The following is an 18,525-nucleotide window of genomic DNA, read 5'->3' on the forward strand; positions in this document are numbered from 1 at the left end:
GGACGATGAAGGCGGGTGCTATCGGGCGATGCGGGGCACGCTGCGCAGTCGCGGACCCCACACGAGCAGGCCGAAGTGGGCCGCACAGGCGTGTCCGAGGACCGTCACGACGGAGGCGAGACTGGCCGGATCGTCGGTCACGTAGACGCCGATAACGAATAGCTCAAGGGCCACGATCCCGGCGATCCGAGCCTTCCCGCGCAGCAGCGCGACGAGCACGCCGGCGGTGGTGAGGAAGCCGTAGCTGACCCCGATGTCGAGCCAGCGGCCCGCGGAATGCGGCAGGACGTCGGTGTGGATCAAGGCCATGACCGGCAGTTCGGTGGCGATCGTGGCGAGTACGTGGCCGCTGAAGAAGACCAGCGCCGTCCGCAGGCCGCCGAACCGCCGCTCGAACGGGGCGACAGCGATCGCGAAGATCACCGCGTACGGCAGCCAGCCGCCGTCGGCGATCCAGAACGCGCTGGTCAGGAGCGCGGTGAGAGGGTGGCGCGCCATGTTGTGCGCGTCGGTGCTGGAGACCGCGAGGAGCTTGTCGGTGAGCTTCGAGCTGCCGAAGCGGAGGAGCAGCGAGGTTCCGAGCAGCAGGACGAGGTAGCCGAACGTGAACGGCGTGGCTCGCGGGCTGGGGACGAGGCTCAGCCACGCGCGCTTCGGCCGCCAGCTCGCGGGGACGGCGGCCAGGAAGGGGAGCCTCGGCACGGGCTGGACGAGTTCGAGCGAGCTGGCGGCCGGGTCGTTCTTGGTCAGCACGGCCGTCGCCGTCGGTCGCGAGGACCCGTCGATGATCTCGACCAACTGGGTGCCGGCTGCTCTGGCGGGGGCTGCTGCCGTGGCGGTGCCCGGGTTGCCCGGTTCCGGCTTCCCGGCCATCGGGACGGAGACCGGCTGGACGGCGGGCGTCCGTCCGCGCAGCCACGTCAAGGAGCGCCACTTCCGGGGAGTTCCGGTGGCGGCAGCACTGCGTGCCGGGCGGGGCGCCGGGTCCGGCTCGCGCAGCGACATGCGTCCAGAGTGGCTGGGCATGCTGGGATTTTGGCTAAGCGCAGCTGTGAATGCGCTGTGATTCACACCCGCTAGAGTGAGCACTCTGGGTAGAAGGTTTCTCTCTTTTGTCACCCGTTCGGTGGCCGCATCCGGTAGGAATAGGCCACTCCTGGTGAAAGGTCTCGCTGGTGAACGACGAGGTTTCGGTCGCCGAGCTGTTGGTGCGCGAAGGACACGAACGACGGATCCCGCCGCCGTCCCGGTCCAGGTGGCGCATGGTTTCGGTGATGCTCGCGGTGATCGTCGGCTGCGGGGCGGCGGCCATGCTCGTCTCGTACGGGACCACCGCGAACGACGGGGCCGCCCGGATCACCGAAATGCGCGTGATCGAGATGCCGGACCGCACCGGCGGCGCAGGCGGCGTCGACGAGACCAACCCGCCGACGCCCACCGGCGAGGAGACCGAAGAGGGCACAGCCGGCGCGGGGGACGCGCCTTCGACCAAGGCGAACGTCAATCCGTTCGGCGACCACAGCACCGCGGACCACCCTGCTGATTCCGCTCCGGCGCGTCCGTCGTCGAGCGAGCGGCCGGAAACGACCGGTCCGACTGGGCCGACTCAGCCGTCGACGAGCACGTCGGCGCCCTCGAGTTCGAGCCAGCCGTCTTCGTCGAGCAGCCATGAGCCGCCGTGCGTCCTGAACATCATTTGCCTTTAGAACCCTGAGCGCCCGCTGAGCGCGCCACGCGCATCACGGCGGAACTCGGCATGATCGGCCGCGTGCCGAATACAAAGCTGCGCGCCTGGCTTCTTGAAGGCGAGCACAAGCGCGCCCAGCAGATGACCGGTGGCAAACGGGAGACCAAAAAGGCCGAACAGCCGTGGTGGAAGGTCATGTGCCTCACCGGCGTCGACTACTTCTCCACGCTCGGATATCAGCCGGGGATCGCCGCGCTCGCGGCCGGAGTGCTGTCGCCGCTCGCGACTGTCGTGCTGGTGGTGCTGACGCTCGCCGGCGCGCTGCCGATTTACCGCCGGGTCGCGCGGGAAAGCCCGCACGGGCAGGGGTCGATCGCGATGCTGGAGAAGCTGTTGTCCCGGTGGGGCGGCAAGCTGCTGGTGCTGGCGTTGCTTGGGTTCGCTGCTACTGACTTCGTCATCACCGTGACGCTGTCCGCGGCGGACGCGACCGCGCACGTTATTGAGAACCCGTTTGTTCCGGCTGCGCTGCATGGTGGGCAGGTCTGGATCACGTTGGTGCTCATCGCGTTGCTGGGGGCGGTGTTTCTCAAGGGGTTCGCCGAGGCGATCGGCGTCGCGGTGGTGCTCGTCGGGGTCTATCTCGCGTTGAACGTCGTGGTGGTGGTTACCGCGTTGGCGCACGTTTTCGGGGCGCCGCAGTTGATTGTGGACTGGCAGAATCTGCTGATCAGCGAGCATCCCAACCCCTGGCTGATGGTGGGGGTGGCGCTGGTCGTGTTCCCGAAGCTGGCGCTGGGGTTGTCCGGGTTCGAGACTGGCGTTTCGGTGATGCCGCTGGTCCGAGGCGCTCGCGGGGACACGGAGGCGGATCCGGCGGGGCGGGTCCGGAACACCCGGCGGTTGCTGGTTACCGCGGCGTTGATCATGAGTGCGTTTTTGATTACGTCCAGCTTTGCTACCGCGGTGTTGATTCCGCAGCGGGAGTTTCAGGCTGGAGGCAAAGCCAACGGGCGAGCGCTGGCTTATCTGGCGCACAGCTACCTCGGGGACGGCTTCGGCACGGTTTACGATGCCAGCACTATTGCGATCTTGTGGTTCGCCGGGGCTTCGGCGATGGCTGGGTTGCTGAATATCGTGCCTCGGTATTTGCCGCGGTACGGGATGGCGCCGGACTGGGCTCGGGCTACCCGGCCGTTGGTGATCGTGGTTTCGGTTATCGCCTTTGTGATCACGTTGATCTTCGATGCAGACGTCGAGGCGCAGGGCGGGGCGTATGCCACTGGAGTCCTGGTGTTGATTTCGTCGGCATCGGTTGCGGTTTCGTTGTCTGCTCGGCGGATGCGGCAGCGGGTGTTCTGGGCCTACCTTGTTATTACGTTGGTGTTTTTGTACACGACGGTGGCTAATATCGTGGAGCGGCCGGAGGGGGTGAAGATCGCTGCGTTCTTTATCGGGGCGATCGTGGTGACGTCGTTGGTTTCCCGGGCTACCCGGTCGTTGGAGTTGCGGGTCGAGAAGGTTGAGTTCGACGCGGCTGCGCGGCGGATCTTGGACAAGGCGGTGCGGTCCGGGGCGGTCCGGATCATTGCCAATGAGCCGGACGCCCGGGACGAGGAGGAGTACCGGGAGAAGGAGCGGGAAGCTCGGGAGGACAACCACATCCCTCGGGACAGTGCGTTGTTTTTTCTCGAGGTTACTATTTCGGATGCTTCGGATTTTGAGACTACGTTACGGGTGCACGGGGAGAAGCGGGCCGGGTATCGGATTTTGCGGATGAAGAGCCCGTCTATTGCTAACGCTATCGCGGCGGTGTTGTTGTATGTGCGGGATGAGACTGGGGTGCAGCCGCATATCTACTTCGCTTGGACGGAGGGGAATCCGTTCAAGTTTTTGGTTCGGTACCTGTTTTTCGGGGACGGGGACGTGCCGCCGGTGACCCGCGAGGTGTTGCGGAGGGCGGAGCCGGATCCGCAGCGGCGGCCGTTGGTGCATGTGGGGTGAGTCGGCTCGATTACGGCAGCAGGTCTTCCTCGCGCTTCCGGCCGAGGTGGTTGAACAGCAGGTTCAGCACAAAAGCCAGCACGGCGGCGACGGTGATCGGGCTGCCGCAGATCGTCCGCAGCCAGGCGGGGAAGTGCTGGAAGAACACCGAGTTGCCGAACCGGTCGAGGCCGAACGCGGGCAGCAAGCCGACGCCGAGGGCGACCGAGACCACGAAAGCGTTGTGGTTGCCGGAGAAATCGACCTTCTTGAGGGTCTGCACGCCAACCACTCCGACCATCGCGAACATCACCACCGCGACGCCGCCGACGACCGGTTCCGGGATCGCGGCGATGAACGCGCCGATCTTCGGCACCAGGCCCATCACGACGAGCATGCCGCCGGTCGTCGCGACCACCCAGCGGCTGCGGACGCCGGTCATCTGCACCAGGCCGACGTTCTGCGCGAACGCGGTGTCCGGGAAGGAGTTCATGAAGCCGCCGAAGATCGCGGACAGACCGTCGGTGGCCAGGCCGCGCGAAAGGTCGGCGGGCGTGACCGGACGGCCGGTGATCTCGCCGACCGCGATCAGGTCCGCAGTGGTCTCGGTGAACGACACCAGCATCACCACGCACATCGACACCACCGCGGCGACCGGGAACGTCGGCGCTCCGAAGTGGAACGGCGAGGCCAGCCCGAACCAGCTCGCGTCGCCGACGCCGGAGAAGTGCGTGCGGCCGAGCGGGATCGCGATCAGGACGCCGGCGATCAGCGCGACCAGCGGGCCGATCTGGCCGAGGAAGCCGCGCAGCACCCGGGTGAACAGCACCACCAGCGCGATCACGCCGAACGCCAGCCCGAGGTTCGCCGGATCGCCGTAGGACGGGTCGCCGGTGTCGTGGCCGCCGATCATCGCCGTGCCGGGGCCGAGCAGCGAGATGCCGATGACCAGCAGCAGCGTCCCGGACACCAGCGGCGGGAAGAACCGGATCAGCGCGGCGAACGGCCGGGCGATCAGCAGCCCGAAGACGCCGGAGGCGATCATCGCGCCGTACACCGCGGTGAGGCCGTACTGCGCGGCGATCAGGATCATGGGGTTGACCACGGTGAACGTCGCGCCCGCGACGACCGGCAGGCGCACGCCGAACAGCCGTCCGATGCCGACCGACTGGACCAAAGTGGCCAGTCCGGCGACGAACAGGTCGGCGTTCACCAGCAGCGCGATCGACGCGTTGTCCAGGTGCAGTGCACTGCCGATGACCAGCGGCACGGCGATGCAGCCGGTGTACATGATCGCCATGTGCTGCAGTCCGAGCAGAAGCAGCCGTCCGGCGGGGAGGCCCCGGTCGACCGGGTGCGCGGCGTTGGTCATGAGCGGCTCCTTCGGTGTGGGTCCCGCCGGATTATCGCTGCACATACCGCCGGTTTGTGTGTGACCATGCCAGACATGACTGCACGACCTCCGTTCCGTGCCGATCATGTAGGGAGCCTGCTGCGGCCGGCGGTGCTGCGCGAAGCGCGGCGCGACCACGCGGCTGGGGAGATCTCCGCCGAACAGCTGCGAGCCGTCGAGGACGACGCGATCCGCGACGTCGTCAAGATGCAGAAGGCGGCCGGGCTGGAATCGGCGACCGACGGCGAGTTCCGCCGGTCCTCCTGGCACATGGACTTCATCTACGCGCTCGGCGGCGTCTCGCGCAGCGACGAGCGGCTGCACGTGAAATTCCACAATCTGGCCGGTGACCTGGAGTTCAGCCCGCCGGGGCTGCAGGTCGACGGCAAGGTGCGGCTCGACGAGCCGATCTTCGCCGACCACTTCGAGTTCCTGAAGGCGCACACCGACCCGGGCATCACGCCCAAGCTGACCATCCCGTCGCCGAGCATGGTCTATTACCGCGGCGGCCGGGCGGCGGTGAGCGAAACCGTGTACCCGGAGCTGGACGAGTTCTTCACCGACCTCAGCGCGGCGTACGCGGAACAGTTGCGTGCGATGAGCGCGCTGGGCTGCACGTATCTGCAACTGGACGACACCAGCCTCGCGTACCTCAACGACCCGAAGCAGCGCGAACTCGTCGCCCGCATGGGCAGCGACCCGGACACCATGCACCTGCGCAACATCTCGACGATCAACGCCGCGCTCGCCGGGAAACCGGACGACCTGACCGTGACGACGCACCTGTGCCGCGGCAATTTCCGCTCGTCGTGGGTGGCGTCCGGGAGCTACGAGTTCGTCGCCGAGGCGCTGTTCGGCGAGCTGGCGGTGGACGGCTTCTTCCTGGAGTACGACGACGAACGCTCCGGCGGTTTCGAGCCGTTGCGGTTCGTGCCGAAGGGAAAGCGGGTCGTGCTCGGGCTCGTGACCAGCAAACGGCCGGAGCTGGAAGACCCGGACGCGCTGGTGCGGCGGATCGAGGAAGCGTCGCGGTATGTGGACGTGGACCAGCTGTGCTTGTCGCCGCAATGCGGGTTTTCCTCCACGGAGGAGGGAAACGACCTGACCGCCACTGAGCAGTTGCGGAAGCTGGAGCTGATCGTCTCGACGGCGGAGCGGGTCTGGGGTCGTTCGTGATCACCTGCGTTGTCGACTACGTGATCGACCCGGAGAAGATCGCGGACTTCGAACGGTTCGCCGCCGAGTGGATGCGCCTCGTGCAGCGCGAAGGCGGGGTGCACCACGGGTATTTCCTTCCCGCGGAAGGGGCGAGCGACGAGGCCAGGGCGTTGTTCAGCTTCGAAAGCCTGGCCGCGTACGAGCGGTACCGGACACTGTTCGGAGTGGACCCGGAGTTCGTGGCGGCGGACCGGATCCGCGACGAGAGCGGGTGCGTGGTCCGGTACCGGCGGACGTTCATGCGGCCGTTGCTGCCGGAGTGATCAGGAGAGGTAGCGCGACAACTGGGCGGCCCCGTCCAGCATCGCGTGCGCCCGGGCGCTGAGCCGGGAACGCCAGGTACGCAGGGCTTCTTCCAGCGGCGCGACCCCGCCCGCGTGCCGGACCTGCTCCAGTACCGCGGCGATCCGGGCGAGCGGGTAGCCGCCGCGGCGGAGTTGATGGGCGAGGCGGGCGTCGCGGACTGCGGCGGGTGGGTAGCGGCGGTTTCCGGCTCGGTCGCGCTCCGGTTGGAGGATCCCGGCGGCCTCCCATTTGCGCAGCGTGGCGGGGTGCACGGACAGCTGGTGCGCGAGCGCGCCGATCGACGGGACGGTCTCGCGGACGTCCGGCTCCTGGGTCAGGTTCCGCAGCGCGTGTTCGACCTCGGTGAGGGTGCCGCGGTCGCGCAGCAGTTCGGCGTGGCCCTCGTCGATCAGCTGGAACGCGGTGTCTTCCGAACGCTCGTTGACCGCGCGGAGGATCGCTGCCGCGCGGGCGTGGCCGAAGCCGGGACGCAGGGCGAGGAAGGTGCGCAACGCTTGCGCGTGGTGCTCGGTGTACGTCCGGTAGCCCTGCGGTCCGCGCTCGGCGGGCGGGAGGATGCCGTCCTCCTCGTAGTTGCGGACGGCCTGGGTCGACAAGCCGTGCTCGCGGGCGAGGTCCTTCGGACGCATGTCACCTCCGGTTTGAGGGTTTCCCGCTATTCAACCAGGTGATTCACGGAAAAGTGCCAACGGAGAGTTCAACGATACGGTCAAAGCAATGAAGACCTTCGACGACTTCCTCGCCCACCGTTCGCCGACCCTGCTCGGCCTGGGCGAACCCACGCACTGGACCGAGGCGTTCCCGTTGTTCCGCAACGAAATCTTCCAGCACCTCGTCCTCGAACACGGCTACCGCTCGATCGCGCTGGAGAGCGACTGCCTGGCCGGACGCCTCGTCGACCGCTACGTGACCACCGGCGAGGGCGACCTCGACAAGGTGCTGGCCACCGGGTTCAGCCACGGTTTCGGAGCGTTCCCCTCCAACCGCGCGCTGGTCGAGTGGATGCGGGCCCACAACGCCGGTCGCGCGCCCGAAGACCAGGTGCACTTCCACGGCTTCGACGCTCCCCTGGAGATGGCCAGCGCACCCAGCCCGCGCGCCGTGCTCACCGAACTGCATGGCTTCCTGGCCGAGCATCTTGACGACGTGCCGCACGACGTCGCGACCATCGAGCGGCTCGCTGGCGACGACGCGGCTTGGGCGAGCGAAGCGGCGATGTGGGACGGCGCGAAGTCCAAAGGGGACAGTCCGGGCGCGCGTGAGCTGCGGTTAATCGCCGACGACCTCGCGGGCCACTTCGAACGGGCTCGGCCCGCGTTGCCCGCCGGTGGCGATCTGCTCGCCCGGACCGCGGTCGGGCTCTGCCGCTACCACTCGCTGATGGCCGACACCTCGCCGGAACGGATGGGTCGGCTCGGGGCGCAGCGCGACGCGATGATGGCGGACAACCTGCTCGCGTTGCCGGGCGCCTTCGTCTCCGCGCACAACCAGCACCTCCAGCGGCGAGCGGCCTCGATGATGGGTGCGCAGTGGTGGAGCGCGGGCGCGCAAGTCGCGCACCGGCTCGGTGCCCGGTATGTGTTCATTGCCACCGATTTCGGCTCGTCAGATGGAGTAGAGGACCCCGCGCCGGGGACGCTGCAGGCGTATCTCGCCGCGACGGTCCAGGACCGTGAACTGGTCGAAACCGCCGGAATCGACCCCGATCTGCCCGCGCGGACCGGCGACGGACGCGGGTATCTGCCGTTCGACGCGGTCGAGGCGGCGGACGCGATCGCGTTCCTGCACGGGGTGTGACCGCTGCTCCTCGACGATCTTGGCCGAGGTGTGCTCAGATGGAGCCCGGGATGTCGGGAGGAGCGAGATGAGCACCGAGACCGTTCTCGTCGTGGGCAGCGGGCAAAGCGGCTTCCAGGCCGCGGCGTCCTTGCGGGACAAGGGGTTCGCCGGCCGCGTGGTTCTGATCGGGGACGAGCCGGGAGTGCCGTATCAGCGGCCGCCGCTGTCGAAGGCGTACCTGGCGGGCAGCGCGGGCGTCGAGCAGCTCGTGCTGCGGCCGGAGGACTACTTCGCCGAGAAGGACATCGAGCTGGTCCGCGGCCGGGTCGCCGCGATCGACCGGGAGGCGGCGAAAGTCCGGCTCGAGGACGGTACGGAGCTGGGTTACGACCATTTGGTGCTGGCCACCGGCGCGCGCAACCGTGCGCTGCCGGTGCCCGGCGCCGACCTCGACGGCGTGCTGATGCTGCGCACCCGCGAGGACGCCGACCGGCTGCGGGCTTCGCTGGACGCGGCGGGCGAGGTCGTGGTGATCGGCGGCGGGTTCATCGGGCTGGAGTTCGCCTCGCACGCCGGCCGTCCGGTCACCGTGGTGGAGGCGCAGGACCGGCTGCTGGCGCGGGTCGCGTCGCCGGAGATCTCGGAATTCTTCGCCGAACACCACCGGGCGGCTGGGCACACGCTGTTGCTGGGCGTCGGGGTCACTGCGCTGCACGGGTCCGGCCACGTGGAGTCGGTTGAGCTGTCCGACGGACGACGGTTGCCTGCGGACCTCGTGGTCGTCGCGGTCGGCGTGCTGCCGGAGACGACGTTGGCCGAGGCGGCCGGGCTCGAGGTGCGCAACGGCGTGGTCGTGGACGAGCACCTGCGCACCGAGGACCCGAAGATCTTCGCGATCGGCGACTGCGCGTGCTTCCCGTGCGTGCAGGCCGGTGCCGCGACCCGGCTGGAATCCGTGCAGAACGCCGTCGACCAGGCCCGTTCGGTGGCCGCGGCGATCGCCGGGGAACCCGCGCGCTACGACAGCCTGCCGTGGTTCTGGACCGACCAGACCGGCGCGAAACTGCAGATCGCGGGCATCCTCGACGCCGCGGACCGGACCGTCGTCACCGGTGACCGGTCGGCCGGGAAGTTCTCCGTGCTGTCCTTCCGCGACGACGTGCTGATCGCCGTCGAATCGGTCAACCGCGCGCCGGACCACATCGCCGCGCGCCGGCTTTTCGCAGCGGAACCGCATCCGGCGTACGCGGATCTGGAAGCCAGCTCGTTTGATCTGAAAGCACACCTGAAGTCGCGCACCGCGGCTTGATCGGAGGTTCCGTTGCGCACGCAGGTCGCCGTGATCGGTGCCGGCCCGGCCGGGTTGCTGCTGTCGTATTTGCTGCACCAGGCGGGTGTCGAGGCTGTCGTGCTCGAAGCCCGCGACCGCGAGTACGTGCGGCAACGCGTGCGCGCCGGCGTCTGCGAACAACCGACGGTCGACTTGCTCACCGAGATCGGCCTCGGCGGTCGATTGGCCGCGGAAGGCTTGCCGCACGAGGGTTTCTCGCTTCGGTTCGACGGTGCCGATCACCGCATCGCACTCACCGAGCTGACCGGCAAGGCGATCACGGTGTACGGGCAGCAGGAGATCGTGAAGGACCTCGTCGACGCGCACGAGGCCGCGGATCTGCCGCTGCACTTTGAGGTTTCCGAGGTTTCACTGTCCTCAGTGGACACTTCGCGTCCCGTTGTGCAGTACCGGGATTCCTCTGGTGCCTGGCAAACCCTGGAATGCGACGCCGTAGCAGGTTGCGACGGTTTCCACGGCGTGTCCCGTCCGTCCATTCCGGACGGTGTGCTGACTACTTTTGAGCGGGAGTATCCCTTCGCTTGGCTGGGCGTGCTGGCGCGGACGCCGCCGTCGCACGAGGAGCTGATCTACACCCATCATCCGCGCGGATTTGCCTTGCACAGCATGCGTTCCCCGGACGTCACGCGGCTGTACCTTCAGGTCGATCCAGGGGAGAACCTGGCGGCCTGGTCGGACGACCGGATCTGGACGGAACTGTCGACGCGTCTGGCGGTCGATGGGGAGTTCACCCTGCAAGAGGGGCCGATCCTGGACAAGGGCATCACGCCGATGCGCAGCTTCGTAACCGAGCCCATGCGCCACGGCCGGTTGTTCCTGGCTGGCGACGCGGCGCACATCGTGCCGCCGACTGGGGCCAAGGGAATGAATCTGGCAGTCGCGGACGTGGTGGTGCTTTCGCGGGCTTTGGTCGCGTTGCTGCAGGGGGATTCGTCGCTGGCGGAGTCCTATTCGGACACTTGCCTGCGAAGGGTGTGGCGGGCGGAGCACTTCTCGTGGTTCATGACGACGATGCTGCACGTGGACCCGGGGGCGGACGCTTTCGCTCGGAAGTTGCAGTTGTCGCAGCTGCGGTATACGGCTTCGTCTAGGGCGGCGGCTACTAGTTTGGCGGAGAACTACGTGGGGTTGCCGTTCGCCTGAGCGTGTCGGCCGCCAGCATTCCGGCGGCGATGGCTGCGGAGGCGACACCGAACAGCGGCGCGAGCGACAACGGCAGCACCCCTACGGCGAGCGACCCAAGACCAAACCCGCACGCCTGCACGGTGAACGACAGCGAAAACCCCGCTGACCGGCGATTCTTCGGCAGCAGTCGCTGAAGGTTGACCGAGGTCGCGGCCACCAGCGGCCCAGTGCATCCGCCGATCAGCGTCAGCGAGCCCACCAAACCGGGCCAGCCAAGGTCTGCTGCGAGCACGAGTCCGCCAGCCGCCAGACCGGCGAGGAAGAGCCGCGGGTCGCCAGTCTTCCCTCGCCACGCGCAAAGCAAGCTGCCCGCGATGCTGGCCCCGCTGAGCACGGCGATCACCGCCGGCGCGGCCGGATCGGGCGCGCCGAGGCGATGGACCAGCGGCAACGGCGCGACCTCGATCGTGGACAGCAGCAGGCCGACGGTGAACGCACAGCACAGCCACGGCAGGCAGCCGGTCAGCGGTCGCGGCGGGACATCATCGGCGACCTCGGCCCGATGGTGCACACCCACGCGGCGCGGGACCAGCGCCGCAGCCAGCAGGTACGCGACGGTCATGGCGGCCAACGGCGGCAGCGGTCCAGCCAGCGCGAACAAAGCAACCAACGCCGGTCCGCCGACCAGGACGCATTCGAGGACGACCGCGTCGAGCGACACGGCCCTCGGCAGTTGATCGTCGTCGACCACGTCGGCCAGCAGAGTCCGAAAGCCGCCGGACGACGCACTCGCCGCGGCACCGGGCACCACGACGAGCCCGAGGAGCACGGCATCCGGCGCATGCGCGGACGCGGCAACCGTGAGCAGGGCAAATCCAGCTGCGGCCAGCAGCAGCAACCCGGTTAGGCCGCGGGCCACGCCGACGCGGTCCGGCAACCGTGCGAGCGGCACCGCACTCGCCATCTCCGCGGCGACGTAGACCGCCGTCAGAACGCCGCCGAGCCGGTACGACCCAGTGGTAGCCGTGGTCAACAGAGTGAACGCGAGCGGTGTCATCGTCGCCGGGAGCCGAGCGCACTGGACCCCAGCCGACCAGCGCCAATACGCCCGATGAGTGAGCACTGACATGCGAATACGCTCGCTGGGTCGCGAGGCGCGGCATAGTGATTCGGGTGGAAGCGAATGTTGTGGCTCGGCCGTGATCGAGCTGGTCATGACCGCGGCGGGCAGTCAGCGCGTCCGGTTCGCGATCTCGCCGCTGGAGGAAGTGCTCGGCGCCGTGCAGACCCTGCTGGGCGTTCGCGGACATCCGGCACACCTGCCGTGGGTGTCCAGCGCACCCGCCCTGGCCGACCTCGGCATCTCCGAGTTGGCGACAGTGCTGAACGCACGGCACTACATCACGGAGTTCTTGAGCCCGCCTCCTGACGGTCCGGAAACGACCGCGGAAACACAACTGAACGCCGTTCGTGCCACCCCGCCTTCCCAGGTCGCACTGGAACTGGCGATGGTCGACGCCGACCTGAGCGCCCTGCCCGACGACCCTGCCGCCGCACGGGACCTGCTTGCCGATCAGCTCGAGACCGTCTGGAACGCATTGCTCGCACCGGCCTGGCCCGCGCTGCGCGAACTGCTCGCGGCCGACATCGCGTACCGAACGCGGCTTCTCGGCGAGGGCGGGCTCACGAAGGCGTTGGCCGAACTGCATCCGGGCGTGAGGCTGGCCGGGACGTCGATCCTCGTCGACCTTCGATCCCGGGAACGCCTGGACATCGACGCGCGCGGGTTGCTGCTCATCCCGGCCGTGTTCGCGTGGCCGAACGTCGGGGTGCCGCCGTGGCAGCCGGCCCTGCTGTATCCCGCCCGCGGCGTCGCGTCGTTGTGGGCCCCGCCAACGGAACCGCTGGAAGCGCTGACCAATCTCCTCGGCCGGACACGCGCGCTCCTGCTCGCTCGCTTGGACCGGCCCTCCGCGACCGTCGACCTCGCCCAGCAGTTGCGCCTCGCTCCGGCGACAGTGTCCGCGCACCTGACCACCCTGCGCGCGGCCGGACTTCTGACCAACGACCGCAGCCGGCACCGCGTGCTTTACCGCCGCACAGCCTTGGGCGACGCGTTGCTCCAGGCCAATGCCGCTCCCAAGGACACGATGCCCACCTGGTCAACCAAAGGTTGACGCAACCCAATCGTCAACCTACAGTTGACGTCATGACCGACTCCGTGAAGCTCGACGACCTCATCAGCGCCATCAAGGCCAACAACGAAAAAGACGCCCTCGCTCAGCTCACCGACGCCGTCTACGTCGGCCAGCATCTCGGCGACGTCGCTGACCACCTCATCGGCCACTTCGTCGACCAGGCTCGCCGCAGCGGGGCGTCCTGGACCGACATCGGGGCCAGTATGGGCGTGACCAAACAAGCCGCCCAGAAGAGATTCGTTCCGAAGAGCGACGATTCATCCGGTGGAATACAACGGATGTTCGGCCGCTACACCGACCGCGCGCGGCACGTGGTCGTCGCGGCTCAGCAGGCAGCCATCGACAACAAGAGCCCCGAGATCGACACCGTGCACCTGCTGCTCGGCCTGCTTTCCGAACCCGACGCGCTGGCGGCGGGAGCGATTGTCGCGCAGGGGATAACCCTCGATGCGGTCAGGGAAGCAGCCGAGGCGAGGCTGCCGGAGCCGGTCGACGGGGCTCCCGAGAAGGTGCCGTTCGCGGCTGCGGGCAAGAAAACCCTCGAACTCACTCTGCGCGAAGGATTGCGGCTCGGGCACAACTACATCGGCACCGAGCACATTCTCCTTGCCTTGCTGGAACAGGGCGAGGGCGCGGGCTACGAAGTCCTTGCCGCACTGGGGGTCGACAAGGAACGGGCCGAAACGAAGATCAAGGAATTCCTCGCGGAAATTCTCAGCACCATGCAGAAATGACAAGAGAAGGGCTCTCCCCGAAAACTGGGGGAGAGCCCTTCCTCAGCACCAAAAATCAGGCTTCGACCTCAGACTGGTCCCCGGCCCACAGCGTGTGGAACGAACCGGGACGGTCCACCCGCCGATAGGTGTGCGCGCCGAAGAAGTCGCGCTGCCCCTGCACCAGTGCGGCCGGCAGCCGGTCCGCGCGGAGGCCGTCGTAGTACGCCAGTGCGGTCGAGAAGCCGGGCGTCGGGATGCCCAGGCGGACCGCCGTCGAGATGACCGAGCGCCACGAGTCCTGCGCGTTTTCGACCGCCGCACGGAAACCGCCGGACGTGAGCAGCGTCGGGAGGCCCGGCTCCGCGGCGTAGGCGGACGTGATGTCGTTCAGGAACTTCGCCCGGATGATGCAGCCGCCGCGCCAGATCGACGCGACGCGGCCCAGGTCGATGTCCCAGCCGTACTCCGCGGCACCTGCCTGGATCTGGTTGAAGCCCTGTGCGTACGCGACCACCTTCGACGCGTACAGCGCCTGCTCGACGTCGTCCGCGAAGGTCTCCAGCGCGGACCCGGTCAGCGGCGTGCGCTTCGGGCCGCCCAGACCGCGCGCGGCCGAACGCAATCCCGTCGACCCGGACAGCGACCGTGCGAACACGGCTTCCGCGATGCCGCTGATCGGCACGCCGAGGTCGAGCCCGATCTGCACGGTCCAGCGGCCGGTGCCCTTCTGCTCCGCCGCGTCCTCGACCACGTCGACGAACGGCTTGCCGGACGCGCCGTCGACGTGCTTGAGCACCTGGGCGGTGATCTCGATCAAGTACGAGTCGAGCCGCCCGGTGTTCCAGGTGCCGAACACGTCGGCGATCTCCGCCGGGGAGTAGCCCGCCGCGCCGCGCAGCAGGTCGAACGACTCGGCGATCAGCTGCATGTCGGCGTACTCGATGCCGTTGTGCACCATTTTGACGAAGTGCCCGGCCCCGTCCGCGCCGACGTGCGTGCAGCACGGTTCGCCGTCGACCTTCGCCGAGATGTCCTCGAACAGCGGTCCGAGCGACTCGTAGGACTCCTTCGACCCGCCGGGCATGATGCTCGGCCCGTGCAGCGCGCCTTCCTCGCCGCCGGACACGCCGGTGCCGACGAAGTGCAGGCCGCGTTCGCGCAGCGCCTGCTCGCGGCGGCGGGTGTCCGCGAAGTGCGCGTTGCCCGCGTCCACGATCACGTCGCCCGGCTCCAGCAGCGGCGCGAACTCCTCGATGACTGCGTCGGTCGGGCCGCCCGCCTTCACCATGATCACGATCTGCCGCGGCCGCTCCAGCGCGTCGACGAACTCCTGCGCGGAGTACGCCGGGATGAAGTCGCCTTCGTCGCCGAACTGCTCGACGAGCGAGCGGGTGCGCTCCTCGGAGCGGTTGTGCAGGGCGACCGTGTGCCCGTGCCGGGCCAGGTTCCGCGCCAGGTTGCGGCCCATGACCGCGAGGCCGGTGACCCCGATGCTCGCTTTCTTGCTCATCCGAAACCTTTCCGAAAACCTCTGCCGGATTCCGAGCCTAGCCACAAAACCGGTGCTCACGAGAAGCAGCGGATCGGGCCCCCGTTCCAGGCCAGCATGTCTTTCAGCGGAGCCACCAGATCGAGTGGCGCACCCCACCCTTCGCCGTCGAGTTCGGCGTACGCCCGGTGCAGGTTCCCGGCGAGGCGCTCCTGCTCGGTCAGCTCGGCGAACCGGCCGAGGTCGGTCGCCTTCGCCTGTTCCAGCGGCGAGCGCCCGGCCGCCTTGCCGGTTTCCGCCGCGCGCTGGACGAACTCCAGGTAGTCGTCGACCGCGTCCACCGTTTCGAGCCCGCACACCGGGCCGTGACCGGGCAGGATGACCGCCGGGTCGAGTTCGCGGATCACGTTCAGCGCGGCTCGCCAGCCCGCCACCGAGCCCATCAGCGCGAACGGGCTGCCGCCGTTGAACACCAGGTCGCCCGCGTACAGCAGCCGCTGCTCGGGCAGCCAGACCAGGACGTCGTTGGTGGTGTGCGCGGCGTGCCCGGGGTGGATGAGGTCGATCCGGGTCTGCCCGGCGTAGAGCGTGACGGTGTCGTCGAAGACCAGGTCGGGCACTCGCAGTTCGAGCTTGCCCCAGTCGCTGTCGGTGAAGACGCCCTCGTACCGCTGGATCCCGTCGGCCAGCAGCGTCTCGCGGGTCTTGCGGTGGCCGACGACGGTGGCGCCGCCGACCAGATAGTTGCCGTTGGTGTGGTCGCCGTGGTGATGGGTGTTGACGAGCGTCGTGACCAGGCCGACGGTGTCGCCGACGGCTGAGAGCAGGGCCCGCGTACGTCGTTCGGTCGCGCATGTGTCGATAAGCACAGCGTGCCCGTCGGCGTCGACGAAGCCGCAATTGTTGATGAACCAGGAACCGTCGGGCTGGACGTAGCCGAACGCGCCGTCTGCCAGCTGTTTGACGCTCGCCGCGCCGGGGGATCGATCGATCACGCCGACACTATGCCGTCCCGGCAGCTGGCGCGGGGAGTCCGCGGCGCAGCTGTGCCCGGAAGTCTCCTCTTAGTCCGAATGGAGTAGCCGGGATGTCCGGGGCGCCGGGAATCCACTGCTCCGGCAGGGTGACATGCCGGGTGACTGGCGTTCTCGCGCATTTCCTGAAACGCTGCCGGGTGTCATCATCGAACTCCGTTGGGTCGCAGTGGCCTGGGTGGTTCGTAGTTCGCGGTCCGGCGGAGAGCCCGTCGGCAGTAGTGGTTCAGGAGAGCAAGGGGAGATGGCGAGCACCGTCACCTCGCGCCGCAAGCAGCTCGGCAATGAGCTCAGGCATGCTCGAAACGCCGCGAAGATGACGCAGCAGCAAGTCGCCGAGGTACTCGGCTGCACCCAGGGCAAGGTCAACAAGATCGAGTCCGGTGCGGTGGGGGTCAAGCTCGGAGATGTGCGGACCATGCTGAACGCGTTCGGGATCAACGGCGAAGAGGCCGACACTCTGATGAACCTGGCCCGGGCCGCGGCCGGGCAGCGCGGCCATTGGTCGGGCTACCGGTCGGTGGTGCCGCACTGGTTCCGCACCTTCACCGACCTCGAGCCGGCCGCCGCGGAGATCCTTACCTGGCACGGCGAGCGCGTGCCGGGGCCGCTGCAGTCCGAGCACTACATGCTCAAGCAGTTCACCGAGGCGGGAGCCACCGACGTCACGTCGCTGGTGCGCAACCGGCTGGACCGCAAGGCGGTGTTCGACCAGCAGCAGCCGCCGTACTACCGGTTCATCATCAGCGAAGGCGCGCTGCGCCGCGCTCCCGGCGGGTTCGCGCCCGCGGTGATGCTGGACCAGGTGGAGCACCTGCTCGCGCTCGACCGGCACCCGCGCGTCTACGTGCACGTGCTGCCCTTCAGCGCGAAGCTCGCCGCGGTGCCCAACGACTTCACGATCATGCGGTTCCCGGACCGCACCCGCGACTTCGTCTACATCGAACACTCCGCGGGCGGGCTGTACCTCGACGACGTGAAGGACTTCAACATCTTCGTGGACTCGTGGGACCGCCTGCGCGGCGCGGCCTTGGAGCGGGGCGAGACGCGGCAGTTCCTCAAGGAGCTGGCGGAAAGCTACCGTTCGCAGATGATGTGACCAGTGCTTCGAGCACGGGCACGGTGGCTTCGGCGGCGGGCAGGGCGTTGATCTCCGCCTGTACGCGGCGCGCGGCCTCGCGGTAGCTGGAGTCGGCCAGCAACTCCGCGGCAGCTTGGCGGATTTCGTCCGGAGTGGACGTTTCCGGGTCGAGCACGCGGCCGACGTTCAGCGCGGCGCAGCGTCGAGCGTTGCCAGGCTGGTCGGCGCCCATCGGGAAGAGCAATGACGGCAGACCGTGCGAGAGCGCGCCGATCACGCTGCCGGACCCGGCGTGCGAGATCATCAAATCGAGGCGCGGCAACAGTTCGGCCTGCGGGACGAACCGTTCCACCCGGACGTGCGCCGGTTGCGGTCCGAACTCGGCGGGGTCGATCTGGGTGCCGACGGTGGCGGTCACCTCGGCGTCCAACTGGCCCAGCCCGGCGAGGGTGCGCTCGATGAGGTCGCCGGACTCGAGGTTGAAGTTGGTGCCGAGCGTGAAGTACACGCGCGGCTTCCCGGCGGGTTGGCGCGGCGTGACCGGATCTCCTTGGCGGAACGAGAAAGTACCGGGCGGCAGCGGCGAGCTGGGGTCGCGAAAGGACGGCGGGAGCGGCGAAAGCACCTGGCCGCGGGTCAGGATTTCGAGCTCCGGGTCGTCCGGCAGACCGTGCGCCGCGCGAGCTTCCGCGAGCGGTTCGGCTAGGAGTTCCTTGCGCAGCAACGTTCCCGCGGCGAGCACCAGGACGGTGGCGCACGGCAGGCCCAGCACCTCGGCGGCGATCGCGGCGGAGAAGTCCACTTCGTCCCGGACGATCAGGTCCGGTCGCCATTCCCGGGCCAGCTCCAGCAGCACCGGCACGTGTTCGCGGGTCGCGCGGCGGGCGAACAGTTCCCGGATTTCCCAGTCGTCGCGCGCCGGATCGACCGGCGGCATCGGCTGTCGCGTCGCCTCGGCTTCGCGTGGCTCGTTGACCGCGAAGGTCGTGAACCCGGCTTTGGCGAGCGCGGGCACGTGCGAACCGCCGCCCGCGACGGCTACGGTATGGCCGCGTGCGGCAAGCGCTCGCGCGACCGGCGCCATCGGATCGAAGTGGCCGCGACCGCCGACGAACGAGAAAAGAATGCGCATCCATCCCAACCTAGTGGCCCGGATGTACCGGAG

Annotated in this window: 17 protein-coding genes; 10 read left to right on the forward strand and 7 right to left on the reverse strand. The window is 68.4% G+C overall.

What is annotated here, in order from left to right:
• Positions 1–18: 18 nt before the first annotated feature.
• Positions 19–1,026 carry a rhomboid-like protein gene (locus tag WA670_RS06295; protein WP_336157123.1) on the reverse strand — a complete coding sequence of 336 codons (1,008 nt, stop codon included), beginning with the start codon at positions 1,024–1,026 and terminating at the stop codon, positions 19–21.
• A 149-nt stretch (positions 1,027–1,175) separates the two neighbouring features.
• Here WA670_RS06295 and WA670_RS06300 point away from each other — a divergent pair, with 149 nt between their 5' ends.
• Both WA670_RS06300 and WA670_RS06305 read left to right on the forward strand, forming a co-directional pair.
• Positions 1,176–1,706 (forward strand): hypothetical protein, encoded by a 531-nt coding sequence (locus tag WA670_RS06300; RefSeq protein WP_336157124.1) that lies wholly within the window; start codon positions 1,176–1,178, stop codon positions 1,704–1,706.
• Positions 1,707–1,756: 50 nt separating this feature from the next.
• On the forward strand, positions 1,757–3,691 hold the full coding sequence (locus WA670_RS06305) for an amino acid transporter (protein ID WP_336157125.1): 1,935 nt from the start codon (positions 1,757–1,759) through the stop codon (positions 3,689–3,691).
• Positions 3,692–3,701: 10 nt separating this feature from the next.
• Here the strand turns inward: WA670_RS06305 and WA670_RS06310 are convergent, their stop codons facing one another.
• Positions 3,702–5,042, reverse strand: a complete 1,341-nt coding sequence (locus WA670_RS06310; RefSeq protein ID WP_037807478.1) for a nucleobase:cation symporter-2 family protein — start codon at positions 5,040–5,042, stop codon at positions 3,702–3,704.
• Positions 5,043–5,117: 75 nt separating this feature from the next.
• On the opposite strand from WA670_RS06310, the gene WA670_RS06315 reads away from it, so the two are divergent.
• Together WA670_RS06315 and WA670_RS06320 are read left to right on the forward strand one after the other, a co-directional pair.
• The gene (locus tag WA670_RS06315) at positions 5,118–6,239 is read left to right on the forward strand and encodes a 5-methyltetrahydropteroyltriglutamate--homocysteine S-methyltransferase (protein ID WP_134663627.1); all 1,122 of its coding nucleotides are present in this window, start codon (positions 5,118–5,120) and stop codon (positions 6,237–6,239) included.
• Entirely contained in the window at positions 6,236–6,544 is a 309-nt protein-coding gene (locus WA670_RS06320; RefSeq protein ID WP_336157126.1) for an NIPSNAP family protein, read from the forward strand. Before WA670_RS06315 ends, WA670_RS06320 begins: the two co-directional genes overlap by 4 nt.
• Here the strand turns inward: WA670_RS06320 and WA670_RS06325 are convergent, their stop codons facing one another.
• Entirely contained in the window at positions 6,545–7,216 is a 672-nt protein-coding gene (locus WA670_RS06325; protein WP_037807483.1) for a MerR family transcriptional regulator, read from the reverse strand.
• Positions 7,217–7,304: 88 nt separating this feature from the next.
• Here WA670_RS06325 and WA670_RS06330 point away from each other — a divergent pair, with 88 nt between their 5' ends.
• From WA670_RS06330 to WA670_RS06340, 3 genes are all read left to right on the forward strand, one after another.
• A complete protein-coding gene (locus WA670_RS06330) occupies positions 7,305–8,384 on the forward strand; it encodes an erythromycin esterase family protein (RefSeq protein WP_275295808.1) in 1,080 nt (359 codons plus the stop codon).
• A 67-nt stretch (positions 8,385–8,451) separates the two neighbouring features.
• Positions 8,452–9,675, forward strand: coding sequence for an NAD(P)/FAD-dependent oxidoreductase (locus WA670_RS06335; RefSeq protein WP_275295807.1), 1,224 nt, complete (start codon positions 8,452–8,454; stop codon positions 9,673–9,675).
• Positions 9,676–9,687: 12 nt separating this feature from the next.
• Positions 9,688–10,860: a 4-hydroxybenzoate 3-monooxygenase gene (locus tag WA670_RS06340; protein WP_336157127.1), complete on the forward strand. Its 1,173-nt coding sequence runs from the start codon at positions 9,688–9,690 to the stop codon at positions 10,858–10,860.
• On the opposite strand, the gene WA670_RS06345 is transcribed toward WA670_RS06340, so the two are convergent.
• On the reverse strand, positions 10,820–11,971 hold the full coding sequence (locus WA670_RS06345) for an MFS transporter (protein ID WP_336157128.1): 1,152 nt from the start codon (positions 11,969–11,971) through the stop codon (positions 10,820–10,822). The genes WA670_RS06340 and WA670_RS06345 overlap by 41 nt on opposite strands.
• 70 nt (positions 11,972–12,041) lie before the next feature.
• Between WA670_RS06345 and WA670_RS06350 the strand changes: the two genes are divergently transcribed.
• The gene (locus tag WA670_RS06350; RefSeq protein WP_336157129.1) at positions 12,042–13,019 is read left to right on the forward strand and encodes an ArsR/SmtB family transcription factor; all 978 of its coding nucleotides are present in this window, start codon (positions 12,042–12,044) and stop codon (positions 13,017–13,019) included.
• A 32-nt stretch (positions 13,020–13,051) separates the two neighbouring features.
• Positions 13,052–13,774: a Clp protease N-terminal domain-containing protein gene (locus WA670_RS06355; protein ID WP_336157130.1), complete on the forward strand. Its 723-nt coding sequence runs from the start codon at positions 13,052–13,054 to the stop codon at positions 13,772–13,774.
• Between the two features lie 55 nt (positions 13,775–13,829).
• On the opposite strand, the gene gndA is transcribed toward WA670_RS06355, so the two are convergent.
• A complete protein-coding gene (gene gndA, locus WA670_RS06360; RefSeq protein ID WP_043840368.1) occupies positions 13,830–15,266 on the reverse strand; it encodes an NADP-dependent phosphogluconate dehydrogenase in 1,437 nt (478 codons plus the stop codon).
• 56 nt (positions 15,267–15,322) lie between these two features.
• The gene (locus WA670_RS06365; protein ID WP_037807496.1) at positions 15,323–16,240 is read right to left on the reverse strand and encodes an MBL fold metallo-hydrolase; all 918 of its coding nucleotides are present in this window, start codon (positions 16,238–16,240) and stop codon (positions 15,323–15,325) included.
• Between the two features lie 283 nt (positions 16,241–16,523).
• Here WA670_RS06365 and WA670_RS06370 point away from each other — a divergent pair, with 283 nt between their 5' ends.
• A complete protein-coding gene (locus WA670_RS06370; protein WP_037712135.1) occupies positions 16,524–17,378 on the forward strand; it encodes a helix-turn-helix domain-containing protein in 855 nt (284 codons plus the stop codon).
• On the opposite strand, the gene WA670_RS06375 is transcribed toward WA670_RS06370, so the two are convergent.
• A complete protein-coding gene (locus WA670_RS06375; protein ID WP_336157131.1) occupies positions 17,338–18,492 on the reverse strand; it encodes a glycosyltransferase in 1,155 nt (384 codons plus the stop codon). The genes WA670_RS06370 and WA670_RS06375 overlap by 41 nt on opposite strands.
• Between the last annotated feature and the right edge of the window lie 33 nt (positions 18,493–18,525).

The organism is Amycolatopsis sp. VC5-11 (assembly GCF_037034185.1).
In the GTDB taxonomy this organism is placed as follows: Bacteria; Actinomycetota; Actinomycetes; order Mycobacteriales; family Pseudonocardiaceae; genus Amycolatopsis; species Amycolatopsis nivea.

Coding starts and splice junctions, on each gene's coding strand:
- WA670_RS06335 (WP_275295807.1), top strand. CDS start 8,452: ATGAGCACCGAGACCGTTCTCGTCGTGGGCAGCGGGCAAAGCGGCTTC.
- WA670_RS06345 (WP_336157128.1), bottom strand. CDS start 11,971: ATGTCAGTGCTCACTCATCGGGCGTATTGGCGCTGGTCGGCTGGGGTC.
- WA670_RS06355 (WP_336157130.1), top strand. CDS start 13,052: ATGACCGACTCCGTGAAGCTCGACGACCTCATCAGCGCCATCAAGGCC.
- WA670_RS06295 (WP_336157123.1), bottom strand. CDS start 1,026: ATGCCCAGCCACTCTGGACGCATGTCGCTGCGCGAGCCGGACCCGGCG.
- WA670_RS06370 (WP_037712135.1), top strand. CDS start 16,524: ATGGCGAGCACCGTCACCTCGCGCCGCAAGCAGCTCGGCAATGAGCTC.
- WA670_RS06330 (WP_275295808.1), top strand. CDS start 7,305: ATGAAGACCTTCGACGACTTCCTCGCCCACCGTTCGCCGACCCTGCTC.
- WA670_RS06315 (WP_134663627.1), top strand. CDS start 5,118: ATGACTGCACGACCTCCGTTCCGTGCCGATCATGTAGGGAGCCTGCTG.
- WA670_RS06325 (WP_037807483.1), bottom strand. CDS start 7,216: ATGCGTCCGAAGGACCTCGCCCGCGAGCACGGCTTGTCGACCCAGGCC.
- gndA (WP_043840368.1), bottom strand. CDS start 15,266: ATGAGCAAGAAAGCGAGCATCGGGGTCACCGGCCTCGCGGTCATGGGC.
- WA670_RS06305 (WP_336157125.1), top strand. CDS start 1,757: ATGATCGGCCGCGTGCCGAATACAAAGCTGCGCGCCTGGCTTCTTGAA.
- WA670_RS06375 (WP_336157131.1), bottom strand. CDS start 18,492: ATGCGCATTCTTTTCTCGTTCGTCGGCGGTCGCGGCCACTTCGATCCG.
- WA670_RS06310 (WP_037807478.1), bottom strand. CDS start 5,042: ATGACCAACGCCGCGCACCCGGTCGACCGGGGCCTCCCCGCCGGACGG.